The following is a 20,206-nucleotide window of genomic DNA, read 5'->3' as shown; positions in this document are numbered from 1 at the left end:
AGAGGGCTCCATCAGGTGGTGCGGCCTGCCGTGTGGACAGGCGGTTTTCGGACGTCGGGCGCGCGCCCTCGGTCAGGGGTGTCGGTCAGGTGTCTCGGTCGGGGGTGTCGGTCGGACGTGCCGGTCGGACGTGCCGGTCAGGCGTCGACCGGGCCCGTGGCGACCTCGCGCACGAACGCGTTCCACGCACCGGGGACGAAGGTCAGCGAAGGGCCCTCGGGAGCCTTCGAGTCGCGTACGGCGATGGACAGAGCGACCGGGGACTTGACCTCGACGCACGCGCCGTTGCCCCCGGAGTACGACGACTTCGTCCACATTTCCGTAGCACCCTGAAGAATAGCCATGTTCACTCCGGTTTCAGAGAGTTGGGTGAGTCGCACCAACCAGATTCCGGTTGGCGTGATCGACGCTACTCGCCAAGCCCCATCTATGAGATAGCCGTTCACTCGACCGGGTGTCTTTTGGTCAGGATCTCTTATGCAGTGAGTCGGCGGCGGTGTATCGTGCCGCCGCCGCTCACTCGACGCCCTTCCGTCCCCGTCGGAGCGGACCGCGCGGTGTCCTGATTCAGCCGGTGGGGCGGTCCGCTCAACTGGTGTACGACTTGGCGATCTTGCTGATGAACTCCCGCGTCTGCTCCACGTTCAGGGCCTGCGCCCGCAGGTGCTCGTACATCACGCTGTAGCGCTGCACGTCGTTCGCCTTCTCCAGGTAGAGATCGCTCGTGACGCCCTCGATGTAGACGACGCTGGAGTCCGCGGCGTCCGGGAACTCCAGGATCGCGTACTGCCCGTTGATCCCGGGGTGCGCCCCCATGTCGAACGGCAGCACCTGCACGGTCACATGCGGCAGGTGGGACTGCTCGACGAGGTGTTCCAGCTGGTCGATCATCACCTGGTTGTCACCGACCCGCCGGCGCAGCGCCGACTCGTCGATCACGGCCCAGAGCCGCAGCGGGTTCTCCGGCGCGTTGACCCGGTCCTGGCGCCGGGACCGTACGTTGACGCGCTTCTCGATGTCCGAGGGCGGGGCCTCGGGGAGCGCCCCGCTGATCAGCGCCTCGGCGTACGCGCGGGTCTGGAGCAGGCCGGGGACCATCTGGGGCTCGTACACGCGCAGGGACTCCGCGTCCGTCTCCAGACCGATGTAGACGCTGTAGGGAATGTCGCCGAAGGCGTGCCACCAGCCCTGCTGGCGCGAGTCCTTGGCCATCTGCATGAGGGAGTCGACGATGCGGACGTCCTCGACCTCGTACACCCCGCAGAGGTCACGCACATCGCGCTGACTGATGGAACGGCGGCCGTTCTCCAGACGGCTGATCTTCGACTGCGAGACCAGCAGGCGCTCCGCCACCTCCTCGGCCGTCATGCCTTTGAGCTCGCGCAGGCGGCGCAGTTCCTGGCCCAGCCTGCGTCGCCTGACTGTGGGATTGACGTTGGACGGCACGGAAAGTGCACCTCCGGCTATGTAGCTGTGCGTATCTACTGCTCAGCAGATTGCCACCCCTTGCCCCGGCCGCGCTGGGAAACGGCCACACGCAGGGGCGAGCGGTACGGGCACCCTGACGCGCACCGGAGCACGGACCGGCGCGCGCGAGGGCGTGCGATACGGCGCGCAAGCGCGCGGGGCAGCCGGTCGGTACCGGCTGCCCCGCGCGTGGTGCGGCTCCCGAACCGGGTCCGATGACGACGGTACGGCGGTGTGCGATTGTCCGCGCGGTCCTCTGCGCGGGTCCGGCCCGGGCGAGCCCGGCCGGGCGGTGCGGGCGTGCCGGGTCAGCTCGCGGCGGTCTGCGCCATGCTGTCGCGGCGTGCCTGTGCTTGCGGCTGCAACGGAACGCCCGCTGTCTGCTGCGTACGGCGCGGCTGGACCGCCACACCGTTCTGGACGTCCATCACGGCGTGCGCCACGAGGCCGCCCATGGGGTCGTGCCTGATCAGGTCCCGGAGCCGGGAGCGCGATGAACGCCCCTCGTTCCCGGGGTACAGGTGCTTGCCGAGTCCGACCGCGTGGGCCAGCGCGGCGAGCGCCGCGGTCCGCGGGTCCGGCGGTACGCCGGTGCGGATCGCACTGTCCAGCCGGGCCCTGATGTCCCGGCTGATGGCCGTCTCCGTCGCTTGGTAGCGCGTCGTCGGCAGTACTCCGCACATCTGGCCCGCCACGGCATGAACCATGCCGCACCGCTCCAGATGGGCGAGATAGATCTGGCGCAGCCCCAGCCGGGGTCCGCCGATCCAGTGGACCGCCCGGACCGGGCTGCCACGACGGCGCAGCAGCTCCAGTGCGGAGTCCAGTGTCGGATCTCCTGTCGGCCGTGGCATCACCACGGCGATACGATCCCCGTCAGGGGCTATCCGTCCTGCCAGAGCCAGCTCCACTAGCTGTGCCCCGGCCAGGCCGAGGTCGAGCGACTGCGGCTGCGCTGTGGTACCCGTGGTCGGGTCCAGAGCGAGCAACAGAAGCTCCTCCGGGATTGTTCTGCGGCTCCTGCCCATCCATGCCTCCCCGCGTGGATGTCTGACAGGGTGACCCCTCTCACATTCATCTGTCGAGAGCGCCTGACTGCTTTGCAGGGGAACCAGTAGGTATGTCGTTCTCGTCTAGCAGCTCGGCCAGGGGTTCACACAGGACACTGGTAGATGGTTCGGACAGCGCGGGGTTGCTCCCCGCAGCGCATGAGGAGGCATCGGTGGCGGGCGAGTCCCCCGACAAAACGGAGCAGCGGAAGTCGTCGGGGACGACTGCGGAGGAGCGAGACCCGCGCTTCGCGGTGTTCCGTGAATCCGGTGCCGACGCGGACGAAGGCGCGACTGCGGACGGGACGACTGTGGACGAGAGGACGTCGGGCACGGCGACGGCCGTCTTCCGCCCCCGACTTCCGGAGGACGGGGCCGGGGAGCCCGTCGCCGGCGCGGAAGCGTCCACTTCCGGCGCGGGAGACTCCGCTTCCGGCGAGGAGGAGCCCGCGAAGGCCCCTGAGGGCGGTGTAACGCCCCAGAGGCCCGCAGAGGACTCCGAGGGCGGCCCCGAAGGCCCTGATGCGGCCGCGAAGGCTCCTGAGGGCGACGCGAAGGCCGCGGCGGGCCACACGAAGGACGCGGCGGGCGACGAGGACGCGGCCGAGGGCGAGCCGGAGTCCGGTGACGGCCGGCTGCGCGCCGCGGTGGCCGCGTGGGTCGATGCGGCGGCCGAGGAGGGGACGGCGGACACGGCGGAGGGTGAGCCTGCTGCGGAGGCGGAAGCCGACGCGGAGCCGGAAGCCGCGCCCGGGGCCGAGGCCGACCCCGAGCCTGCTGAGGTGCCGGAGGCCGCCGAGAACCCTGAGGCCGCCGAGAAGCCCGAAGCAGCGGACTCGGACGCTGCCGGGACCGCCACCACCACCGGCTCTGACCTGCGAGGAATCGATCAGCCCACGGCCGTCTTCAAGGCGGTCGCGCCCGTCGGCAGGGTCGACCAGCCGACGACCGCGCTGAAGCTTTCGCCGAAGGAGCTCGAGGAACTCAAGACAGCCGGTGACAAGGCCTCGAAGCCGGACACCCCGAAGCCGGACACCCCGGAACAGGGCAAGCCGGAGCAGGAGAAGCCTGAGCAGGGGAAGCCTCAGCAGGGCAAGCCGGAGCAGGAAAAGCCGGAACAGGGCAAGCCCGAAAGCCCCGTCGAGCGTACGAGCACCTTCGTGCCCCTGCGCTCCGACGACGTACGGCCTGCCCCCGCCCCCCGCGCCCCGCAGACCGAGGCACCCGCGGCGGCGCCGGACGCCGAGGACTCGTCGACCACCTCCGTCACCCCGTCCTGGGCGGCCGCCGAGCGGACCCGGCAGCAGCCGCTGCCGCCCAAGCCGCCGCTCGACCTGCTCGCCGAGCTGACGAACACCCCGCCGCCGGCCGAGACCCCGGTCCGCACGGCGGTCCGGCGGGTCAAGATCTGGACCCCGCTGCTCCTCCTCCTGCTGATCGTCTTTGCGATCGTGCAGGTGATGCGCCCGCTGCCGGAGCCCTCCTTGGAGCTCACGGCGAAGTCGACGTACAGCTTCGAGGGCGGCGGGACCAAGCTGACCTGGCCGGGTCAGGGGCAGTCCGCCGTGATGGTGGACGGTGTCGGGTCGCTCGGTTCCGAGGGCGCACAGAAGCCGGCGCCCATCGCCAGTGTCGCCAAGGTCATGACCGCCTACGTGATCCTTGAGGAGCACCCCCTCAAGGGTGACGAGGAGGGCGAGAAGATCACCGTCGACCAGAAGGCGCAGGACGAGTCCCAGCGCCCCGACGAGTCGACGGCGCCCCTGACCAAGGGCCAGCAGCTCACCCAGCGGCAGATGCTACAGCTGCTCATGATCCCCTCGGGGAACAACGCGGCGCGGCTGCTCGCCCGCTGGGACGCGGGCAGCGAGGACAAGTTCATCGACAAGATGAACGACGCGGCCGAGGATCTCGGCATGAGCGGGTCCACGTACACGGACCCGAGCGGCCTGGAGAAGACCACCGTCTCCACCGCCACCGACCAACTGAAGCTCGCCCAGGCGGTCATGCGGAACGAGGTGTTCCGGAAGATCGTGGACATGCCCGAGACGGTGATCAAGGGCATAGACGGCAAGATCTACAACAACAACACGTTGCTCCTGGAGCCGGGTGTGAGCGGTATCAAGACCGGCTCCTCCACCCCGGCCGGCGGCAACCTGCTCTGGTCGGCGAACACCGTGGTCGACGGCAAGACGCTGTGGATCTACGGAGCGGTGATGGGTCAGCAGGCCAACACGGGCCGGGTCTACGACAGCCTGTCGCTCTCCCTGACCAACAGCCTGAAGCTGATCAAGGGCGCCCAGGACGCCCCGACCTCCACCACGGTGGTGAAGAAGGGTGACGTGGTCGGGTACGTGGACAACGGTTTCGGCGCCCAGACCCCGGTGATAGCGACGAAGAACCTCAAGGCGGTCGGCTGGTCCGGCCTGGAGGTCGAGCTCAAGGTCACCGACAGCGGCAAGGGCATCGCGCACTCCGCGCAGGCCGGCAGCGAGGTCGGCATGGTGGCCGTGGGCACGGGCACCGGCAAGGTCACGGCACCGGTGGTGCTTCAGGACGACCTGACCGAGCCGGCTCTCGGCGACAAGCTGACCAGGATCGGCTGAGCGCGCAGCGGTACGCGGGGCAGGTGTGGGACGGGGTGAGTGGCATCGCTCACCCCGCTCCATGCCAGGGATGTGTGTCGGAGGTACGTGTTAGCGTCCCCGGACAACTGAAGGACGTCGGGGCGCGTCCTGAGAGGCGTACGGGGCCGGCGGAGGACGGGGAGAAGCCGTAGTGACCACCGCGGAGCCGAGACCCGGCCGCGAGGCGGACAGCACCGGGGAGATCGCCGGGGAAGTCGCCGGGAAGATCACCCGGGAAGTCGCCGGACAGACCGTGGGGAGCCGTGAGAGCGACGCCGCGTCCGGCAAGGACGCCGTCGTCGGCGGCACCCCCCGCGTCCTGCTGCCCTCCCCCCGGACTCCGCAGCCCCCCACGGAGCTTGCCGCCCCCGAGCCGCCCCCCGCCCTGGCCCGGCGGCTGCTGCGCCACCCGGTCACCGTCGCCACGGCGGCCGCCGCCGTCACCCACGTCCTGTGGTTCCTCTTCTTCGCCAACAGCGGCGGCGACATCGCGGCGCAGGACGCCTGGGCCGAGTTCGTGGGCCGGCATCCGGGCACCGCGTACAACCTCGCCTGGTACGGGGGCATGCACCCCGTCTCGTACAGCGTGGTCTCGCCGTACCTCATGTCCCTGCTCGGTGTCCGCTCGACGATGATGATCGTCGGTACGGTCTCGGCGGGGCTGACCGCGCTGATCCTGGTCCGGGTCCGGGCCGTTCGCAATCCGCTGGCCTGCTCGCTCGCCGGGGTCTTCGCCTACCTGTGCAACGCGCTGTCGGGGCGGGTGACGTTCGGGCTCGGCATGATGTTCGCCGTCGGTGCCGTCGCCGCCGTCTTCTGCTGGCCCCACCGCTGGCGGTACAAGCGGTGGGCGAAGGCGGCCGTCGCGGCCCCGCTCGCCGGTCTCGCCACCGCGTCCAGCCCCGTCGCCGGGCTCTTCCTCGGGGTCGTCGCTGCCGCGCTCTTCCTCCACAAGCGGCGCCCCGGCGCGTACGCGATCGGGCTGGCGCCCGTCGCCGTGGTGGCGCTGTCCTCCCTGCTGTTCCCGTTCTCCGGTACGCAGCCGATGTCGCTGGGGACGGTGTCGCTGCCGTTCGTCTTCTCGGTCCTCGTGTTCGTCCTCGTACCGCGTGACTGGAGCACGGTCCGCACGGCGGCGCTGGTCTACGGGCTGGGCACGGTGCTCACCTACTTCGTCGACTCGCAGATCGGGTCCAACGTGACCCGTATGGCGATGCTGTTCGCCGGGATCGTGCTGCTCGCCGCACTCCCGTACACCGTGCCGCGCAGCCGCCGCTGGTACGCGCTGGTCCTCGCGTTCGCCGGGCTCAACTTCTGGATCGGCTTCAAGGGCGTCGACGACATCGTCCGCACCACCCCCACCGCCTCCTGGGCCCGTTCGCTGGCCCCCCTGGTCAACCAGCTCCAGCAGGTCGGGGCCGAGCGCGGCCGGGTCGAGGTGGTCCCCGCCAGCAGCCACCGGGAGGCCTCGGCGCTGGCCACGTACAACCTGGCGCGCGGCTGGAACCGGCAGGCCGACATGAAGCGCAACCCGCTCTTCTACGACGACACCCTGAACGCGGTCAACTACCGGCAGTGGCTGGACCGCTGGGCGGTCCACTACGTGGTGCTGCCCACCGGAAAGCCGGACCGCGGAGCCGAGCGGGAGACGGAGCTCGTCGGGAAGGGGCTGCCCTACCTCCGCGAGATCTGGGGTGACGAGAACTGGAAGCTCTACCGGGTGCTGGAGCCCACCCCGCTCGCCGATCCGCCCGCGACGGTGGAGAAGGCGGGCGCGAACGAGCTGACGATCCGGGTCGAGTCGGCGGGCCGGGTGCTGATCCGGATCCCGTACTCGCGCTGGCTCGGCCTCGTCGACCAGCAGGGCAAGAGTCTGGAGCGGCCGCAGGAGACCGAGGAGTCCAAGGTGCGGACGGAGGAGGACGAGACGGCCCCGAAGACCTTCGACAACCTGCACGGCTGCCTGAACAAGATCGAAGAGGGACCGTACGGCGACGAGTGGACCGAACTCCTCGCGCCGGAGCCGGGGGTGTACCGGCTGGCGGCCCCGTACCAGCTGGAGCCGGGGACGCCGTGCCCGGAGGAGCTCAGGTGAACGCCGGGCCGGTGTGAGCGGTCCTGGCGGCCGGGCCTGACCGGCGCGGCCGGGCCGGTGTGAGCGGTCCTGGCCGGGCCTGACCGGCGCCTGTTGGACAGGGGTGGCTGTACGGGCCATCGTTCGTGAGCCCTCCCTCTGCGGGCGCCGCCCTGGCAAGGTGTCCTGCCATGAGGTGCCAACACTGCGGCGGTCAGCGCGGCGCGCTGCCGGGGATGGTCTGCCCCGGCTGCGGAGCGGCCCGGTCCCGGTCGGGGGCCGGTGACGGTTCCTGGGTCGCGCACGAGACCCTGACGGGCCGCGTCTCCACCCTGCCCCGACGACGTAAAGCCCTACTGGCGGCTGGAGTCGTGATGGCGGCCGGGGGTCTGGCGACGGTGGTCGCGCTGCTCGTGTCGGGCGGCGGGAGCGTGGGCGGCGGCACGAGCCGTACGGACGCGGCGGGCCGGGCGGGCGCCCTGCCGGACCGGACCGGGGGCGGGGCGCCCACCCGTATCGGCCCGGGGGAGGACGCCACCGGCACGCCTCCGGCCCGGACGCCGGAGGCGCCCGAGGAGCCGGAGGAGGGCCACCGCTTCACGGAATGGGCGGGCCCGGGTTGCACGGCGGGGGAGTACCGGGAGTACGGGCGCTTCGAGCGGGGCGAGGCGGGCTGGTACGCGGTCGCCTCGGGTGGCTTCACCGGCGGCGGCTGCGACGGCCGGTTCAGCGCCGTCCCGATGTCGGGCAGCCCCACCGAGGACCGCGGGTCCACCGCCACCTGGTCCTGGCACCTGGGTGAGGGCTTCCGCGAGTGCGCGCTGACGGTGTTCGTGCCCCAGGGGCGCGCCCGCGACGCGGCGGGCGACCCGAGCGTGTACCGGGTGCTCTCGGACCCGGCCGACGCGGACTCCGCTTACACCGGGTTCGCGGTGCGCCAGACGCAGCACCGGGGGAGCCCGGTCGAGGTGGGCGACTACCCGGTCAAGGGCGACACCTTCGCGGTACTGCTCATCGACCGGGGCCGGGACTGGGGTGCGGCGGACCGGGTGGGGGCGCACCACGCGGCGGCCCAGATGAAGGCGTCGTGCCGCTGAGGTGACCAGGCCGTCCGTTCCGGGGGCGGTCAGGAGGCGTCTTAGTACGGTCCGCCCCGGAAGTACAGGCCCCCGGAAGCGCGCGAACGGTCACCACGCTCGTGCGCCGCGTCGGACCGGTCGGTCGGCGCGGACCGCCCGGCCAGGCCGCGCAGCGTCTCCAGACCCGCCAGGACCTCCGACCGGTTGCGGGACAGCTTCATCCACCGGGGCAGCCGGGCGAACATCGCCATCGTCGGGCTGGCGCCACCACGCTCGCGCAGGGTGGCGCGGACGTAGGCCGACAGATGGTCGACGTGCTCCTCGTTGTAGGCCCACAGGATCCGGCCGGTGCAGCGGATCTGCAGCCACAGGGGGCGATGGAAGAACGGATCCTCCGTACCGCCCAGCCTTGCCCCGACGAGCCCGGGCCCACGCATCCCCGGCTGCCACCCGGCGACGGCGCCGCATCGCCCACAGGCCAGACGGCGCGGCTGGAACAACAGCTCGCTGAAGTAACGGGGTTCGCGGAGTCCGGGGCGGGGAACGACGTGCGCGCGTCCCCCGCACCGGGGACAGACCACCAACACGAGACCGGCGTACTGGGCCAGCCAGCGCCCCTCGTCGTAGTGCCGGCCCGGGGCGGAGGCCGGGCCTCTGTCTGGTACGGGTGCCTGGTCGGCGGGCGGGTCGGCGTTCATGCGGGACACTCTCGCAGGCCGGGTGCGCGTCCACGACCGGGTTTCGCGGCGTCGCCCGACAAACGCCCCTCCTTCTGGCGTCGCCTGACGAACGCCGCCCTCCTGTGGCGTACGAACGACGTTGTGCGGCCTCGAATCCAGCTGGTTCACTCACCCCATGACCCGCGACTCCGCCACCCGCGACTCCACCACCTCGGACTCCGCCACCCGCGACTCCACCACCTTGGACTCCACCACCCGCGACTCCACCACCTCGGACTCCGCCGCCCTCGACTCCGCCACCCTCGTCCGCACGCTGATCGCCGCCCAGTTCCCGCACTGGGCGGACCTGCCGGTGCGGGCGCTCGACGCGAGCGGGACGGCGAACACGGTCCACCGCCTGGGCGACGACATGGCGGTACGGCTGCCGCGTACGGAGGGCAGCGCGGCGGATGTGGCGACCGAGCACCACTGGCTGCCCCGACTGGCCCCGCAACTGCCCGTGCCCGTGCCGATACCGCTGGCCCAGGGCGAACCGTCCGACGGCTTCCCCTGGGCCTGGTCGGTGTGCACGTGGCTGGAGGGAACGAACCCCGCCCCGGGGGACGGCACGTGGGCTCCGGAGCTGTTCGCCGCCGACCTCGCGGAGTTCGTCCTCGCACTGCGCCGGATCGACACGACGGACGGCCCGCCCGCCTACCGCGGCGAACCCCTGGCCTCCCGGGACGCGGAGACGCGCCAGGTGATCGCCGAGCTGGACGGCGTCCTCGACGCGGGGGCGGCCACCGCCGCCTGGGACAAGGCGCTGACCGCCCCGGCCTTCACGGGCGCGCCCGGGTGGGTGCACGGCGACCTCCAGCCGGGCAACGTCCTGGTCGCGGACGGCCGGCTGACGGGGGTGATCGACTTCGCGTGCATGGGCCTGGCCGATCCGGCCGTCGACCTGATCGCGGCCTGGTATCTGCTGCCCGCCGGGGCCAGGGAGACGTTCCGTACGGCGATCGAAGCCGACGACGCGAGCTGGGAGCGGGGGCGGGGCTGGGCCCTGTCCATCGCGGTGATGGAGCTGGCGGCCTACCGGGAGTCGAACCCGGTCATGGCGCGGAACGCGTGGTGGGTGATCGGGGAGATCCTCGGCTGAGGGCGCGTCATGGGTGCGTGCGGGGGGCCCGCCATGGTTCCGGCCACCAGGGGGCGCTGGCCCCCTGTCAACCGGGGGGCCAGCCGGAGTGAACGCGAACGCCCGGACTTCTAGCGTCTGATGGGTGAGATTCGCAGAGCAGACCATCCACAGTCCGGCGGCCCGTAGCGCCGTAGCCGCATGCCTCGCACTCGCCGTAGGCCTCACCGTGTCACCGGCCCTGGCCGCACCTTCCACGCCCTCCGCCCCTTCCGCCGGCGTCGCCGCTGGTCACGGTGGAAACGGGGGACTCGACCGCTACCACCGCCAACGCCTGGCCTGGGGCACGTGCGCGCAGACCCCCGACGACACGACGGGCCGAGACCTGGACCAGGCGGGTGTGCAGTGCGCGGACGTCACGGTCCCGCTGGACTACACGGCTCCCCGGGGCCGCACGATCACGGTCGCGGTATCCCGGCTCAAGGCCACCGACACCCGCCACCGCATCGGCGCGATCCTCCTCAACAACGGCGGACCGGGCGGCACGGCGCTGGAGTCCCCGCCGGTCATACGCAAGGCGATGAAGAAGGTCGGCTCCCGCTACGACATCATCGGCTTCGACCCCCGCTTCGTCGGCCGCAGTACCCAGCTGGACTGCGGCTGGCCCGTCAGCTTCCCCTGGTTCTCGGCCGGCGCGGGCCGGGCGGGCTTCGACCGCCAGGTGGCCCTGAGCAAGAGCCTGGCCGACAAGTGCCACGCCACCAACGCCTCGGTGCTCCCGCACGTCACCACGCGCAACACCGCCCGCGACATGGACGTGATCCGGGGTGCGCTCGGCGAGCGGAGGATCTCCTACCTGGGCTATTCGTACGGCAGCTACCTGGGCACGGTCTACACCCAGATGTTCCCCGGACGCCACGACCGGATGGTCCTGGACGGAGCGTCGGCTCCGGACGACTACAGCCCCCGGCTGCTGAAGAGCGCGGTACGGGAGAACGACCGGGCGCTCTCCGCCTGGGCCGCCTGGACGGCCGGCCACGACACGACCTACGGCCTCGGCCGCTCCCGTGGCGCCGTGCTCGCCACCGTCGACCGCGTGATGGCGAGGGCGGCGCGCAGCCCCCTGACGATAGGTACCGAGCCGGAGGTCTTCCGGCTCGACGACACCCGGATACCGACGCTCATCTTCATGGGCGTGGCCGACGACACCGACCGGGCGCGGGCGTCGCTGGCCGAACGGGTCTCCGTCCTGGCCAAGGCCGCGACGGGGCAACCCACGAGCCCGTCACCGGAGTTCAGGGAGATCCTGCGCTACATGCTGAGCGGCGTGGACTCGCCCTCCGGCAGCGTCCAGATGGCGATCATCTGCGGAGACGTGCCGGCCCCGCGCGATCCCGAGCTCTACTGGCGCGATATCGAAAGCTCCCGCGCCGCGCACCCCCTGTTCGGCTCCCTCACCGAGAACATCGGTCCGTGTGCGTTCTGGGACCCCCCGCGCGAGAACCCCACCCGCATACGCCACGACGCCCCGGCCCTGATCGTCGCCGCCACGGGCGACCCGCGCACCACCTACCGGAGCAGCGTGGCCCTGCACGACCAGCTCCCCAGCTCCCGGCTCCTCACCCTTCGGGGCGCCGACCGCCACGGCTTGTACGGGGAGTACGGGAACGCCTGCGTGGACGCCGAGGTCAACCGGTACCTGGAGACGGGCGAGCTGCCCAGGAGGGACGAGGTCTGTGTGAAGCAGGACGCCTAATCCACCTCGATGCCGTAGTCCTGGACCAGCTCCTCCAGCCCACCCGGGTATCCCCGGCCACCGGTGACGAACTCCCAGTCGCCGTTCGCGCGGCGGCGGAAGGAGCCCAGCACGAGGGCGGTCTCGTCGTCCCGGCCGTCGGAGACGTCCAGCTGGTCGAGGGGTGTCCCCTCGGCGTCGAGCAGCCGGATACCGGCGTCGCTGAACCCGGAGAGGCCGGCCGCGGGGTTGGTGACGGGATCGACCGAGGCGATGACGACCAAGCGGTCCGCGCGCTCGGGCAGAGCGTCGAAGGAGACCTGGATGGCGGCCCGGTCCGGCGCCAGGGGAACCAGCGCGCGGACCGTGCCGTCCGGTGTCTGCGGGTTGTTGTAGAAGACGAAGTGATCGTCGTCCAGGACCCGGTTGCCGTGGCAGACGAGCGCGCAGACGTCCAGGGCGACGTCGCCCGACCAGTACATGCCCAGCACGTTGTGGTCGACCTCGGCGCCGCCCACGCTGTCCTGCGCCGCCCGCTGGGCGGGCACCGAAGTCTCCCCACGGGTCCCGCCGGTCCCGGTGCCCAGCCGCCCACGCAGCCCGTGGCGGTGCAGCAGGTCGACCAGCTCGGAACCGGCGACCAGCTCCAGGGGTTTGCCGTTGGCGAAGGTGTGAGCGCCGGGACCGAAGTGGGACGTCGTGACCAGGACACCCTTGTTGGCCCCGGCATCCTGGATGGTGCCGTACAGGTCGCGGACGGCGGTGGGCGGCACGGTGCTGCGGTACCGCTTGACCTGGACGACGATCTTGCCGCCACGGATCGGCGTCGGGTCCAGCGCGTCGACGTCGACTCCGCCGTCGTTCGAGCGCCGGGTGGTCACCGCCTGCATGCCCATGGCCCGGAACAGGTCGGCGACCAGCCCTTCGAAGGCGATGGGGTCCATCTCGTAAAGATCCGGCTCCTCGTCGCCTCCATGGGTGACGACCCCGTTCCCGACGTCCTCGGGGACCCGGCCGGGCCGCACGGCCGCGTACTGGTCGGGCCGCGTCGACAGCTGCCCACGGAGCCCGTCCACCAGGCAGTTGACGGCGTTCACCTGCTCCAGGTGCAGCGCGGCGAAGGTCGAGCGCGGGGCCATGACCGTACCGAGGAACATGGGCGTCCGCCGGCCGGTCGTCGGGTCGTGATCGTCGACGAACCCGTTCAGCGCGACCGACTCCAGCGCGCCGAACTCGTCGGCGGCGAAGAGATCACGCAGGACCAGCAGAAGACACTGCGCGAGGACGTCCCGATACAGGGTGCGGCGCTGCGTGACCGGCCGGGGCGAGTCCTTCACCTGATCGGCGTTGATCATGTAGCGGGCCGACTTCGCCTCCGGGACGATGTCGTACCGGGGCAGCTCCCAGTTCAGCACCAACTGCCGCGCCCCGGCGTCGTAGGCTGCCGCCACCTGGCGGGGCAGACCCTCCGGCCAGCCGGTCGAGGCGTACAGAGCGGCGGAGAAGTACTCCACGGCGGCCTCGGGGTCCCCGTTGCGCAGCCCCGTCGTCATCTCCGCGACGGCGGCGTTGTGCCGACGGATCTCCCCCAACTGCCCCTGTGCCCACCACTCGTACTCCTGCCGGTAGGACGCCAGCTGCTGCTGACGCTGCGCCTCCGCGACCTGGGCGGCCTGCCGGTCACGCTCGAACGAGGCCCGTGCTTCTGCCTACGCCTGGGATCGTCGGGTGGCGGTCCAACCGCCCTGCGGCTGGTACTGATGCTGCTCCGGCATACGGATGGGCTGCGCGAGCTGCCCCGGGGCGAACGCCGCGACCTGCTCCGCCCGGGCCAGGGTCCCCGCCCTGAACGCCGGGGACCGGCACCCCGCCGCCAGCAGCCGCTGCAACGACTCGACCCGCGCGTCGATCTCCTCCGTACGCCGACGCGCCTCCGCCTCGCGCTGCTCCCGGTACGCCCTCCGCTGCTCGCGATAGCTGGGCGCGAGCTCCCCACGGACGGCGCGTTGCTGCCGATCCAGGTCCCGCTGGTACCCGGCTTGCGCCTCTTGTTGACGTTGCTGTTGGCGCTGCGCCTCAGCCCAGACACCGACCAACCCATTGGAGCGACGGCTCATGCTCTACAGGCCCTCCCCACCAGCGGCTGGGCGTGCGTACCCCCGGCCCTGGCCCCATAACCAGCAGTGATGGAGTGACTCTAGTCGGCAACCTGCCGCGAGCCCATGCCCTTGCCGCATATGCCCTCGCGCGGTGGCCGACGAGGACCTCGTACGGTTCCGTCGGCGCCGCGTTCTCCGGAACGCGGTCCGCCGCACAGCTCCAACTCATGGGCTGCGAAACGTGTTTGCGCGGGGCACCTTCTCGAAGCCGGCAGGGAGTGTGCCGACGGGCGACGGGGAGATCGCGCGATCGGCCGGGACGGGACAACGGTGCTGCGGGAGAGCGTCGGGGATGACCAGGGCCGCCGGGTGCCGGAACGCAGCCGGCCGCGTGATCGCACGCGATAGACCCGGCGACATCGGCGACCATCCCCGAGATGCTGGCCGCCGATATCGACTGGTCCGAGGCGGGCGAGGGTGATGCTTTGTACGACCTCGCCACCTTCACGCTCGGACACGAGAAGCACCTCGACGACGTCCTCGCCGGCTACGGCACCGACATCGGCCCCGACGCGATCCGCGCTTGGTGGTCGTTGCGAAGCCTGCTGGCAGTCCGTCGGCTGATGGAGCACGGCTTCGACCCGTTCGCGCCGGGCTGTGAGGTCGACGTGCTGAGATCCCGGATGTGAGGCTAAACGGGCCCCGTTGTCACGAACGCGTTCGACGCGACGAGCAGGCGGAGGCGCGAGAGCCGAGCCCGTGGTCCCCGGTCAAGCCCTTGACCCCCCTGGCTGCGGCCCGCAAGGACCCTCTGTACGCCGCATTCGTCCTCGCCGTCACCGTGGGGCTGAGGCGCTGGGAACTGGCCAGGAGTGGATGTCGGAGGCCACCTAGGAACGTTCCTAGGTGGCCTCTTCGCTTGTGCCCCCGGCAGGATTCGAACCTGCGACACCCGCTTTAGGAGAGCGGTGCTCTATCCCCTGAGCTACGAAGGCGGGGATCTGCCCAAAAATGTGTCTAAAAAGGCGCCACGTGCGGAGTCGATTTTTGACATGTTTTGGACAGGTTGGTGATCGACCGGTGAGGGTCTGCTCGCCGCCGCCAGTGTAGCGGGTGGCGTGCTGGACGTATGGGTGTGTGGCTTGCTGGGGATCTGGCCCGGGCGTCCTGGGGTGCAGGGAAGGGGGTCCGCCGAGGGTGTTAGGGGTGGAGGGGGTTGAGTGCTCGGGTGATGGAGTTGTTCAGCCAGGCGTAGCCCAGGTAGATCATTAGGGCTCCCTTGGCGCCGTATGCCGGGACTCGCTCGTGGGGGTAGGCCTGGTCGAAGCGGGAGTGGATGGACTCGCTGTCCTGGCGGAAGCCCTTCAAGCGGCGGCCGGCGGGGGTGCCGGGAGGTACCTGGCGGAGATGTTCGGTGCGGTTGAAGCGCTGCTTCTTCGTCTTCGGGTCGACCTGCCGGTCCTCGTCGGTCTCGTCGACGCGGATTCGGAGTTGGTGACTCTCGGCGGGGCAGGGGATGGTGATGCGGTGGTAGAAGCGCGTGCTGTTCTTACCTCCGCGGCACTCGAGTTCTTCGACCGGCAGCGGTGTGTAGAGCGTCTTGCTGTCGTCGCTGAGGCGCCGTTCGCACACTCTGCCCTCAGCCACGTAGAGATCGTGGGAGCACAGCCCCTTCTTGTAGCGCATGAGGGATTGAGGCGTGAGGCCGTCGTGCTGCGAGGAGAACACGACGAGGCCGTCGGCGATGAGGGGGGCGCGGTGCCTGCCGCGCAGGGCGACGTCGTAGGTGACGGCCTTGGTGCCGCGGGCGCGCTTGAGGATGCGCTTGACCATGGCGACCAGCGCAACACCCTCCGACTCGCGGTGAGGGTCTTCCGTCGGCGACTTGTGGCGGATGGACTGCAGGGCGAGGATCACGCGGCTGTGAGGGGTGGCGGCTAGGCGCACGGCTGTGGAAAGGAATTTGTTGCCGTAGACCTGCTTTCCGCCGCCTTCGATGCAGATACCCGCGTCTTCGTCTACGCGGTGCCGGCGAATCTCGCCGGTTCTTTTGTCGAGCGTCTCGTGCTCGGAGTGCCCGGAGGGGGGCCGTGCGACGGTGGCGTCGCCATGGAGGACCTGCTGGCGCTCTGGGCGGACGCGGCTGGCCCTCTTGCCGGTTTCGCAGAGCATGCCGTGCGCCAGGGCCTGTTCGACCCACAGGTCGCTGCTGACGACACGGATTGCGTCGTGAGCAGGCTTGAGGTATCGCCGGAAATAGTGGTTCCAGTTGCTGCGGGTGGGTCCGGTCGGCCGCAGTGCGTCCGCGGCCTCGTCGCCCTGGTTCGTGCGGATTGCTGAGCGGACGCGACTCCACCAGTCCTCGTTCTGGAAATGGGCGGCAGTGGCGCGGGCGGATCCGAAGACGGAGATCGAGCACAGGAAGATCAGATAGACGACAGGTGGATGGTGCGGGGGCCGCCCGACCGGTCGGGGCCCGGGCAGGGTGCCGGCCGCGGTGTAGAGGTCCGGGTTGTTGATCAGGTAGGCGAAACGGTCGTCGGTGATCAGGTGCGGGGCTTGTGGCCCGTGCGGCTCTCGTGGATCGCTCTTCGCTCCGAAGGTGTCATCGGGGATGGGTCCGTAGACGTACGACAGCGGGGAATCCGTAGGCTTGAGGGAGGCTTTGGGCGTGGCCTTGGAGCGAGCAGCTCTGCGCGTCGTCATCGCGGATTTCCGCCGGTCTTCCAGGCGAGTCCGGCGAGTTCGGCTGCGTTGTCGAGGGACGAGAGGCCGAGCCGCCGGGCGACTTCGGAGATCTGGCCGGTCTGCAGCAGCACCTGGCGGGCGACGTACCGGGTGATGTCACGGGGTTCGACCCTGCGGGCGGCGGTGGCGAGGCCCGAGAGGCGTGCGATGTCGTTGAAGCCGGCGCCGACGCTGGCCTGGGCTGTGTACCGGGAAGAGGAGTCGCCGGTGACGAGGCGGTTCTGGCCGGGCCGGTGCTCGGCCAGGTAGTCGGCGCGCAGACGGAGGGCGCGCACGGACCAGGGGCTGAGCGAGCAGGTCCTGGGGGCGGTGTGTGTGCTGCCTTCGGTGGTCACGGTGGCTTTACTCAGATCCAGGTCGCCGGGGGTGGCTTGAGAGGTCTCGGCGCTACCGAGGCCCGAGAGCAGCAAGGCCAGCAGGGCGGCATGCCGGGTGACGGGTGTGCCGCGTTCGGAGTGGAACTGGAGGTCCTCGATTTCGGCGTCGGTCAGTTCGGCGCCGGTGCTACGAGGGGGGCGTGGGATGGGGGGAGAGTCGAGCAGGGGAACGGCCTGGGTCATGCCGAGGGCTCGGGCGTGCGCGAAGAGCGAGGCGAGGGCGGAGCGGCGCTGGCGGCGGGTGCTGTCCCTCGGGATGAGGGTGATGTTGTCGCGCCGGTCGCGGCCGGGAGCGTTGATGAAGATTTCGGCCAGCTGTCCGGTGACATCATCCATTCGATGGATGTTGTGGCTGTCGGCGAAGACGCCGAACCGTTCACTGATCTGGATGTAGAGGTCGACGGTCTCGATGGCCATGTCGCCGTCGGCTGCCTGCTGCAGCCACTGACGGCTGACTGCCAGCAGAGCCCGGTGGATGGTGGTCCTAGCCATGCCGGACCACCTCCTGAAGAGGTCCGGAACTGGAGTGAACGTGGACGCGCACGTGATCGGCCGCGCTACGGTGGGTGTTCCTCGCCTTGTGTGAGGACATGCCGAAGCCCCCTTCCTGCACGGCTCTGCCGTGCGGGTTGTCGGGTGGAGGTGGGAGTCCGGCAGCGCCGCACCGGCCAAGGAAGCTGGCGCTGCCGGACTTTTTGTCTTCCGGGATCAGGTGACGCGATGGCCCCGGAGTTTCGTGGTGAGGGCCGTGACCGCCCTCAGGTGGCTGTGAAGTTCGAGGACTTCCGCTGGGGTCAGGCGGGTCAGGTCCGCCAGCAGGATCGGCGGCAGCAGCAGAGACAGAAGGTCCTGTTCCGTGTTCGTTTCCTTGGCTGCTTGTTCGCCGCCGGGTTCCTCGGTGCGTGGGTGAGGAACCTCTGACGCCGGCCGTCGGGGATCTTCGCCTCGATCGGGACGCGCCTTTTGACCGTGGTCGCCGGGGCCTGTCCTTTCGGTCTGTGACGGGTCCATTCCCTGGGGCAGCTCTTCCTGGACCCCGTCCGCCGGGCCCTCTTCGCGTGGAGTGCCGGCGTTGACGGGATCGGGGGTGGAATCCGGGTGCGAGGTGCCCTCGAACCAGTGCAGTTCGCCGGGCTCCTCGACGACCACCAGGCCGACGGCGACCATCAGGTCGAGCAGGATGTGAGCTTGCTTGATGCGGCCCTTCTCGGCACGGGCAGCCGTCATGAGCTTGGCCACCAGACCCTCGCGAGAGACCGGGCCGTAGCGGCAGCGCTCCCTCACGGCCCGTGCGAACCACTGGCCCTTCCACTTGTTCCGCAGCGCGGCCAGTCCTTCGCTCTCGCCGCGCTGGAAAGCCCGGGCAACATGTCGGCCCTTGCCGCTGGGCAGATACGTCGCCCGCCGGTGCCCCTTGACGAGCAGCCCGCAGTCCATCGCGAACACCGGGACCAGCCCGCAGTTCTTGGCGACGACTCCGGTAGCGGCCGCAAGTTCGGCCGCCCCTACCGGGTTGACCGCCGAACAGGCCGCGACGAGCACCAGAAGGTACTGATCCGCCGGCAATTTCGGCATAGGCATCAGCCGCTCCCCGGCGGCCAGCCGGGCACGGCCGGTGATCGGTGGCGCTCCCGCCTGTCGAGTCGACACTAGACACAACACCTTTCAGCAGAGAGGGGGCACACGCCCCGGCGATTGCTACTCTGATAGCAACTCATGGTGGTTCGGGGTGCGCAAGTCGGCATCCCGTCCGTCACACTGGTCGCATGCCCGGAGGAACAAGACGTGGAAAGAAGCCGCGCGACTACGCCGTGGCCGGCGAATGGCCGTACGCGGTGATGGACAGCGTCCGGCAGGCGCAGGTGGGGCAGGCTCTAGCCCGGGCACTGTCGGAGGCGATGGAGCGGCGAGGCCTGTCGGCCAACGCTCTGGCGACCGCCTCCGGTGTCAACCGGCAGGTCATCTCCAACATCCTCGCCGGAACCGTGTGGCCCGACATGTTTACGCTCGCGAGCCTCGAGGAGACCCTCGACGAGATGCTCTGGCCGCAGCACACGAAATGGCCGACGGGCAACGGCGGTGCCCGCCACCAGCCCATTCCGGCGCACCGGCGCGGTGACGAGGGCTAGCTCCTGTCCGTGCCATCCGGCCCGGAAAAGTCTGATGATGTGTCTGGCGCATGGGGTTCGACCTCCCGATCGGGCGAAAAGCAGGCCGAACCACCCCTTGTCCGTCCAGGGACCGGTAACGTGGGGGTACGGCCGAGAGTCGTATGAGACCGCCCCCGCGCGTGTAGCGCCGGCCTGGAAACCTTGCTAGCACGCGGGAGGCGGTCGCCTAAGGGGGGCTTCTAAGCAGCTCCCGCCGTCGAGGCAAGGGTGAAGTGGCATCGCCGCTCGGCATCCTGGTGCTTCACCAGGAAGTGCTTCTTGGCCAGGCCGTCCATCAGGGCGCGGGCGCGGTTGTGCGCCTTCTGGTCAGCTGCGGCCTCCTGGCCTTCCAGCTGGGTGGCGAGGAGTTTCGGGGTCCACCGCAGCCCGGGCTCGCTGGTGATGACCTGCAAGGCCTGAGCGGTGCGCGGGCCGAGCGTCGAAGCGTCGGGGGTCGTCGGCGACTCCGCAGCCTCTGTGTGGTCTCCGCCCTCGGTCGCAGGGGTATCCGTCGCCGGCGGCGGAGAACCCGCGGGCGCATCCGCGTCGTCGACAGCTTCGCTCCCACCGGGTTCGGAGGCGTCCGCGCCCCGGGAGCCTCCTTGACGCTGACCGCTTCGTAGGGCAACCCCTGCCCGTGTTGCCCTCAGTAGGTCCTCCCGGACGCGCTTTGCACCGTCGCGGGTCTCCGCCTTCTTCTGCATCGTGCAGCGCAGCTCGGCCATTTTCGATTGCAGAGCGGCGACTCCCATAGACAGGCGGACAAGTTCTGCGTCGTCTTTAGCCAGGTCGGCGTCGCACTCGAGAATCAAGGAGTCCATGTCCGCCACGACCAAGCTGGGGTTGGTAGTGGCATCGTCGGTCGGCTGCATGGCGATCACCTTAGGGCCTCAGCAGCACAGGAGCGCACGGGCTGACCTCAGCTGGGCTCGTATGTCAGGAGCGCAGGGCATGTCAGGCTACGTCCCCCTCGCTGCATCAACGCTTCCCTGCTGAGGTGCTTC

Annotated in this window: 14 protein-coding genes, 1 tRNA gene and 2 pseudogenes; 7 read left to right on the top strand and 10 right to left on the bottom strand. The window is 70.3% G+C overall.

The window, feature by feature from the left end; translation table 11 throughout:
* Positions 1–137: 137 nt before the first annotated feature.
* From ACIQAK_RS24325 to ACIQAK_RS24315, 3 genes are all read right to left on the bottom strand, one after another.
* Entirely contained in the window at positions 138–344 is a 207-nt protein-coding gene (locus ACIQAK_RS24325) for a DUF397 domain-containing protein (protein WP_366391227.1), read from the bottom strand.
* A gap of 244 nt (positions 345–588) precedes the next feature.
* Positions 589–1,446, bottom strand: a complete 858-nt coding sequence (locus ACIQAK_RS24320; RefSeq protein ID WP_026242169.1) for a helix-turn-helix transcriptional regulator — start codon at positions 1,444–1,446, stop codon at positions 589–591.
* A gap of 329 nt (positions 1,447–1,775) precedes the next feature.
* Positions 1,776–2,495, bottom strand: coding sequence for a GPP34 family phosphoprotein (locus ACIQAK_RS24315; protein ID WP_366391226.1), 720 nt, complete (start codon positions 2,493–2,495; stop codon positions 1,776–1,778).
* A 194-nt stretch (positions 2,496–2,689) separates the two neighbouring features.
* Here ACIQAK_RS24315 and ACIQAK_RS24310 point away from each other — a divergent pair, with 194 nt between their 5' ends.
* The 3 genes from ACIQAK_RS24310 to ACIQAK_RS24300 all read left to right on the top strand — a co-directional run bounded on the left by ACIQAK_RS24310 (position 2,690) and on the right by ACIQAK_RS24300 (position 8,314).
* A complete protein-coding gene (locus ACIQAK_RS24310; protein WP_366391225.1) occupies positions 2,690–5,122 on the top strand; it encodes a serine hydrolase in 2,433 nt (810 codons plus the stop codon).
* A gap of 172 nt (positions 5,123–5,294) precedes the next feature.
* Complete coding sequence (locus ACIQAK_RS24305; protein ID WP_366391224.1) at positions 5,295–7,238, top strand: MFS transporter; 1,944 nt, start codon at positions 5,295–5,297, stop codon at positions 7,236–7,238.
* A 170-nt stretch (positions 7,239–7,408) separates the two neighbouring features.
* Complete coding sequence (locus tag ACIQAK_RS24300; RefSeq protein WP_366391223.1) at positions 7,409–8,314, top strand: adhesin; 906 nt, start codon at positions 7,409–7,411, stop codon at positions 8,312–8,314.
* Between the two features lie 41 nt (positions 8,315–8,355).
* On the opposite strand, the gene ACIQAK_RS24295 is transcribed toward ACIQAK_RS24300, so the two are convergent.
* Positions 8,356–8,994 carry a hypothetical protein gene (locus tag ACIQAK_RS24295; RefSeq protein WP_366391222.1) on the bottom strand — a complete coding sequence of 213 codons (639 nt, stop codon included), beginning with the start codon at positions 8,992–8,994 and terminating at the stop codon, positions 8,356–8,358.
* A 157-nt stretch (positions 8,995–9,151) separates the two neighbouring features.
* On the opposite strand from ACIQAK_RS24295, the gene ACIQAK_RS24290 reads away from it, so the two are divergent.
* On the top strand, positions 9,152–10,114 hold the full coding sequence (locus ACIQAK_RS24290) for an aminoglycoside phosphotransferase family protein (RefSeq protein ID WP_366391221.1): 963 nt from the start codon (positions 9,152–9,154) through the stop codon (positions 10,112–10,114).
* A gap of 124 nt (positions 10,115–10,238) precedes the next feature.
* Positions 10,239–11,849 (top strand): alpha/beta hydrolase, encoded by a 1,611-nt coding sequence (locus tag ACIQAK_RS24285; RefSeq protein ID WP_366391220.1) that lies wholly within the window; start codon positions 10,239–10,241, stop codon positions 11,847–11,849.
* Here ACIQAK_RS24285 and ACIQAK_RS24280 read toward each other — a convergent pair.
* A pseudogene (locus tag ACIQAK_RS24280) lies at positions 11,846–13,945 on the bottom strand (restriction endonuclease). The gene ACIQAK_RS24285 and the pseudogene ACIQAK_RS24280 overlap by 4 nt on opposite strands.
* 434 nt (positions 13,946–14,379) lie before the next feature.
* Here ACIQAK_RS24280 and ACIQAK_RS24275 point away from each other — a divergent pair.
* Positions 14,380–14,616: pseudogene (locus tag ACIQAK_RS24275) on the top strand (aminoglycoside phosphotransferase family protein); the annotation flags it as partial.
* Between the two features lie 233 nt (positions 14,617–14,849).
* On the opposite strand, the gene ACIQAK_RS24270 reads toward ACIQAK_RS24275, so the two are convergent.
* The 4 genes from ACIQAK_RS24270 to ACIQAK_RS24255 form a co-directional block, all read right to left on the bottom strand.
* Positions 14,850–14,922 (bottom strand) — tRNA-Arg (locus ACIQAK_RS24270).
* Positions 14,923–15,127: 205 nt separating this feature from the next.
* On the bottom strand, positions 15,128–16,633 hold the full coding sequence (locus tag ACIQAK_RS24265) for a hypothetical protein (protein WP_366391219.1): 1,506 nt from the start codon (positions 16,631–16,633) through the stop codon (positions 15,128–15,130).
* Entirely contained in the window at positions 16,630–17,544 is a 915-nt protein-coding gene (locus ACIQAK_RS24260; RefSeq protein WP_366391218.1) for a hypothetical protein, read from the bottom strand. The genes ACIQAK_RS24265 and ACIQAK_RS24260 overlap by 4 nt, the downstream gene beginning before the upstream one ends.
* Positions 17,545–17,760: 216 nt before the next feature.
* Positions 17,761–18,633, bottom strand: coding sequence for a hypothetical protein (locus ACIQAK_RS24255; RefSeq protein WP_366391217.1), 873 nt, complete (start codon positions 18,631–18,633; stop codon positions 17,761–17,763).
* Between the two features lie 185 nt (positions 18,634–18,818).
* Here ACIQAK_RS24255 and ACIQAK_RS24250 point away from each other — a divergent pair, with 185 nt between their 5' ends.
* Entirely contained in the window at positions 18,819–19,181 is a 363-nt protein-coding gene (locus tag ACIQAK_RS24250; RefSeq protein ID WP_366391216.1) for a helix-turn-helix transcriptional regulator, read from the top strand.
* A gap of 221 nt (positions 19,182–19,402) precedes the next feature.
* On the opposite strand, the gene ACIQAK_RS24245 is transcribed toward ACIQAK_RS24250, so the two are convergent.
* Positions 19,403–20,074: a hypothetical protein gene (locus ACIQAK_RS24245; RefSeq protein WP_366391215.1), complete on the bottom strand. Its 672-nt coding sequence runs from the start codon at positions 20,072–20,074 to the stop codon at positions 19,403–19,405.
* Between the last annotated feature and the right edge of the window lie 132 nt (positions 20,075–20,206).

Origin of the sequence: Streptomyces sp. NPDC088706 (assembly GCF_044752765.1) — a bacterium.
In the GTDB taxonomy this organism is placed as follows: Bacteria; Actinomycetota; Actinomycetes; order Streptomycetales; family Streptomycetaceae; genus Streptomyces.
This window is presented reverse-complemented; position numbering and strand designations above follow the sequence as displayed.

What these genes read in the sequence shown, in the direction of transcription:
- ACIQAK_RS24325 (WP_366391227.1), bottom strand. Translation starts at nt 344, where the DNA reads ATGGCTATTCTTCAGGGTGCTACGGAAATGTGGACGAAGTCGTCGTAC.
- ACIQAK_RS24315 (WP_366391226.1), bottom strand. Translation starts at nt 2,495, where the DNA reads ATGGGCAGGAGCCGCAGAACAATCCCGGAGGAGCTTCTGTTGCTCGCT.
- ACIQAK_RS24300 (WP_366391223.1), top strand. Translation starts at nt 7,409, where the DNA reads ATGAGGTGCCAACACTGCGGCGGTCAGCGCGGCGCGCTGCCGGGGATG.
- ACIQAK_RS24295 (WP_366391222.1), bottom strand. Translation starts at nt 8,994, where the DNA reads ATGAACGCCGACCCGCCCGCCGACCAGGCACCCGTACCAGACAGAGGC.
- ACIQAK_RS24290 (WP_366391221.1), top strand. Translation starts at nt 9,152, where the DNA reads ATGACCCGCGACTCCGCCACCCGCGACTCCACCACCTCGGACTCCGCC.
- ACIQAK_RS24265 (WP_366391219.1), bottom strand. Translation starts at nt 16,633, where the DNA reads ATGACGACGCGCAGAGCTGCTCGCTCCAAGGCCACGCCCAAAGCCTCC.
- ACIQAK_RS24260 (WP_366391218.1), bottom strand. Translation starts at nt 17,544, where the DNA reads ATGGCTAGGACCACCATCCACCGGGCTCTGCTGGCAGTCAGCCGTCAG.
- ACIQAK_RS24255 (WP_366391217.1), bottom strand. Translation starts at nt 18,633, where the DNA reads ATGCCTATGCCGAAATTGCCGGCGGATCAGTACCTTCTGGTGCTCGTC.
- ACIQAK_RS24250 (WP_366391216.1), top strand. Translation starts at nt 18,819, where the DNA reads ATGCCCGGAGGAACAAGACGTGGAAAGAAGCCGCGCGACTACGCCGTG.
- ACIQAK_RS24245 (WP_366391215.1), bottom strand. Translation starts at nt 20,074, where the DNA reads ATGCAGCCGACCGACGATGCCACTACCAACCCCAGCTTGGTCGTGGCG.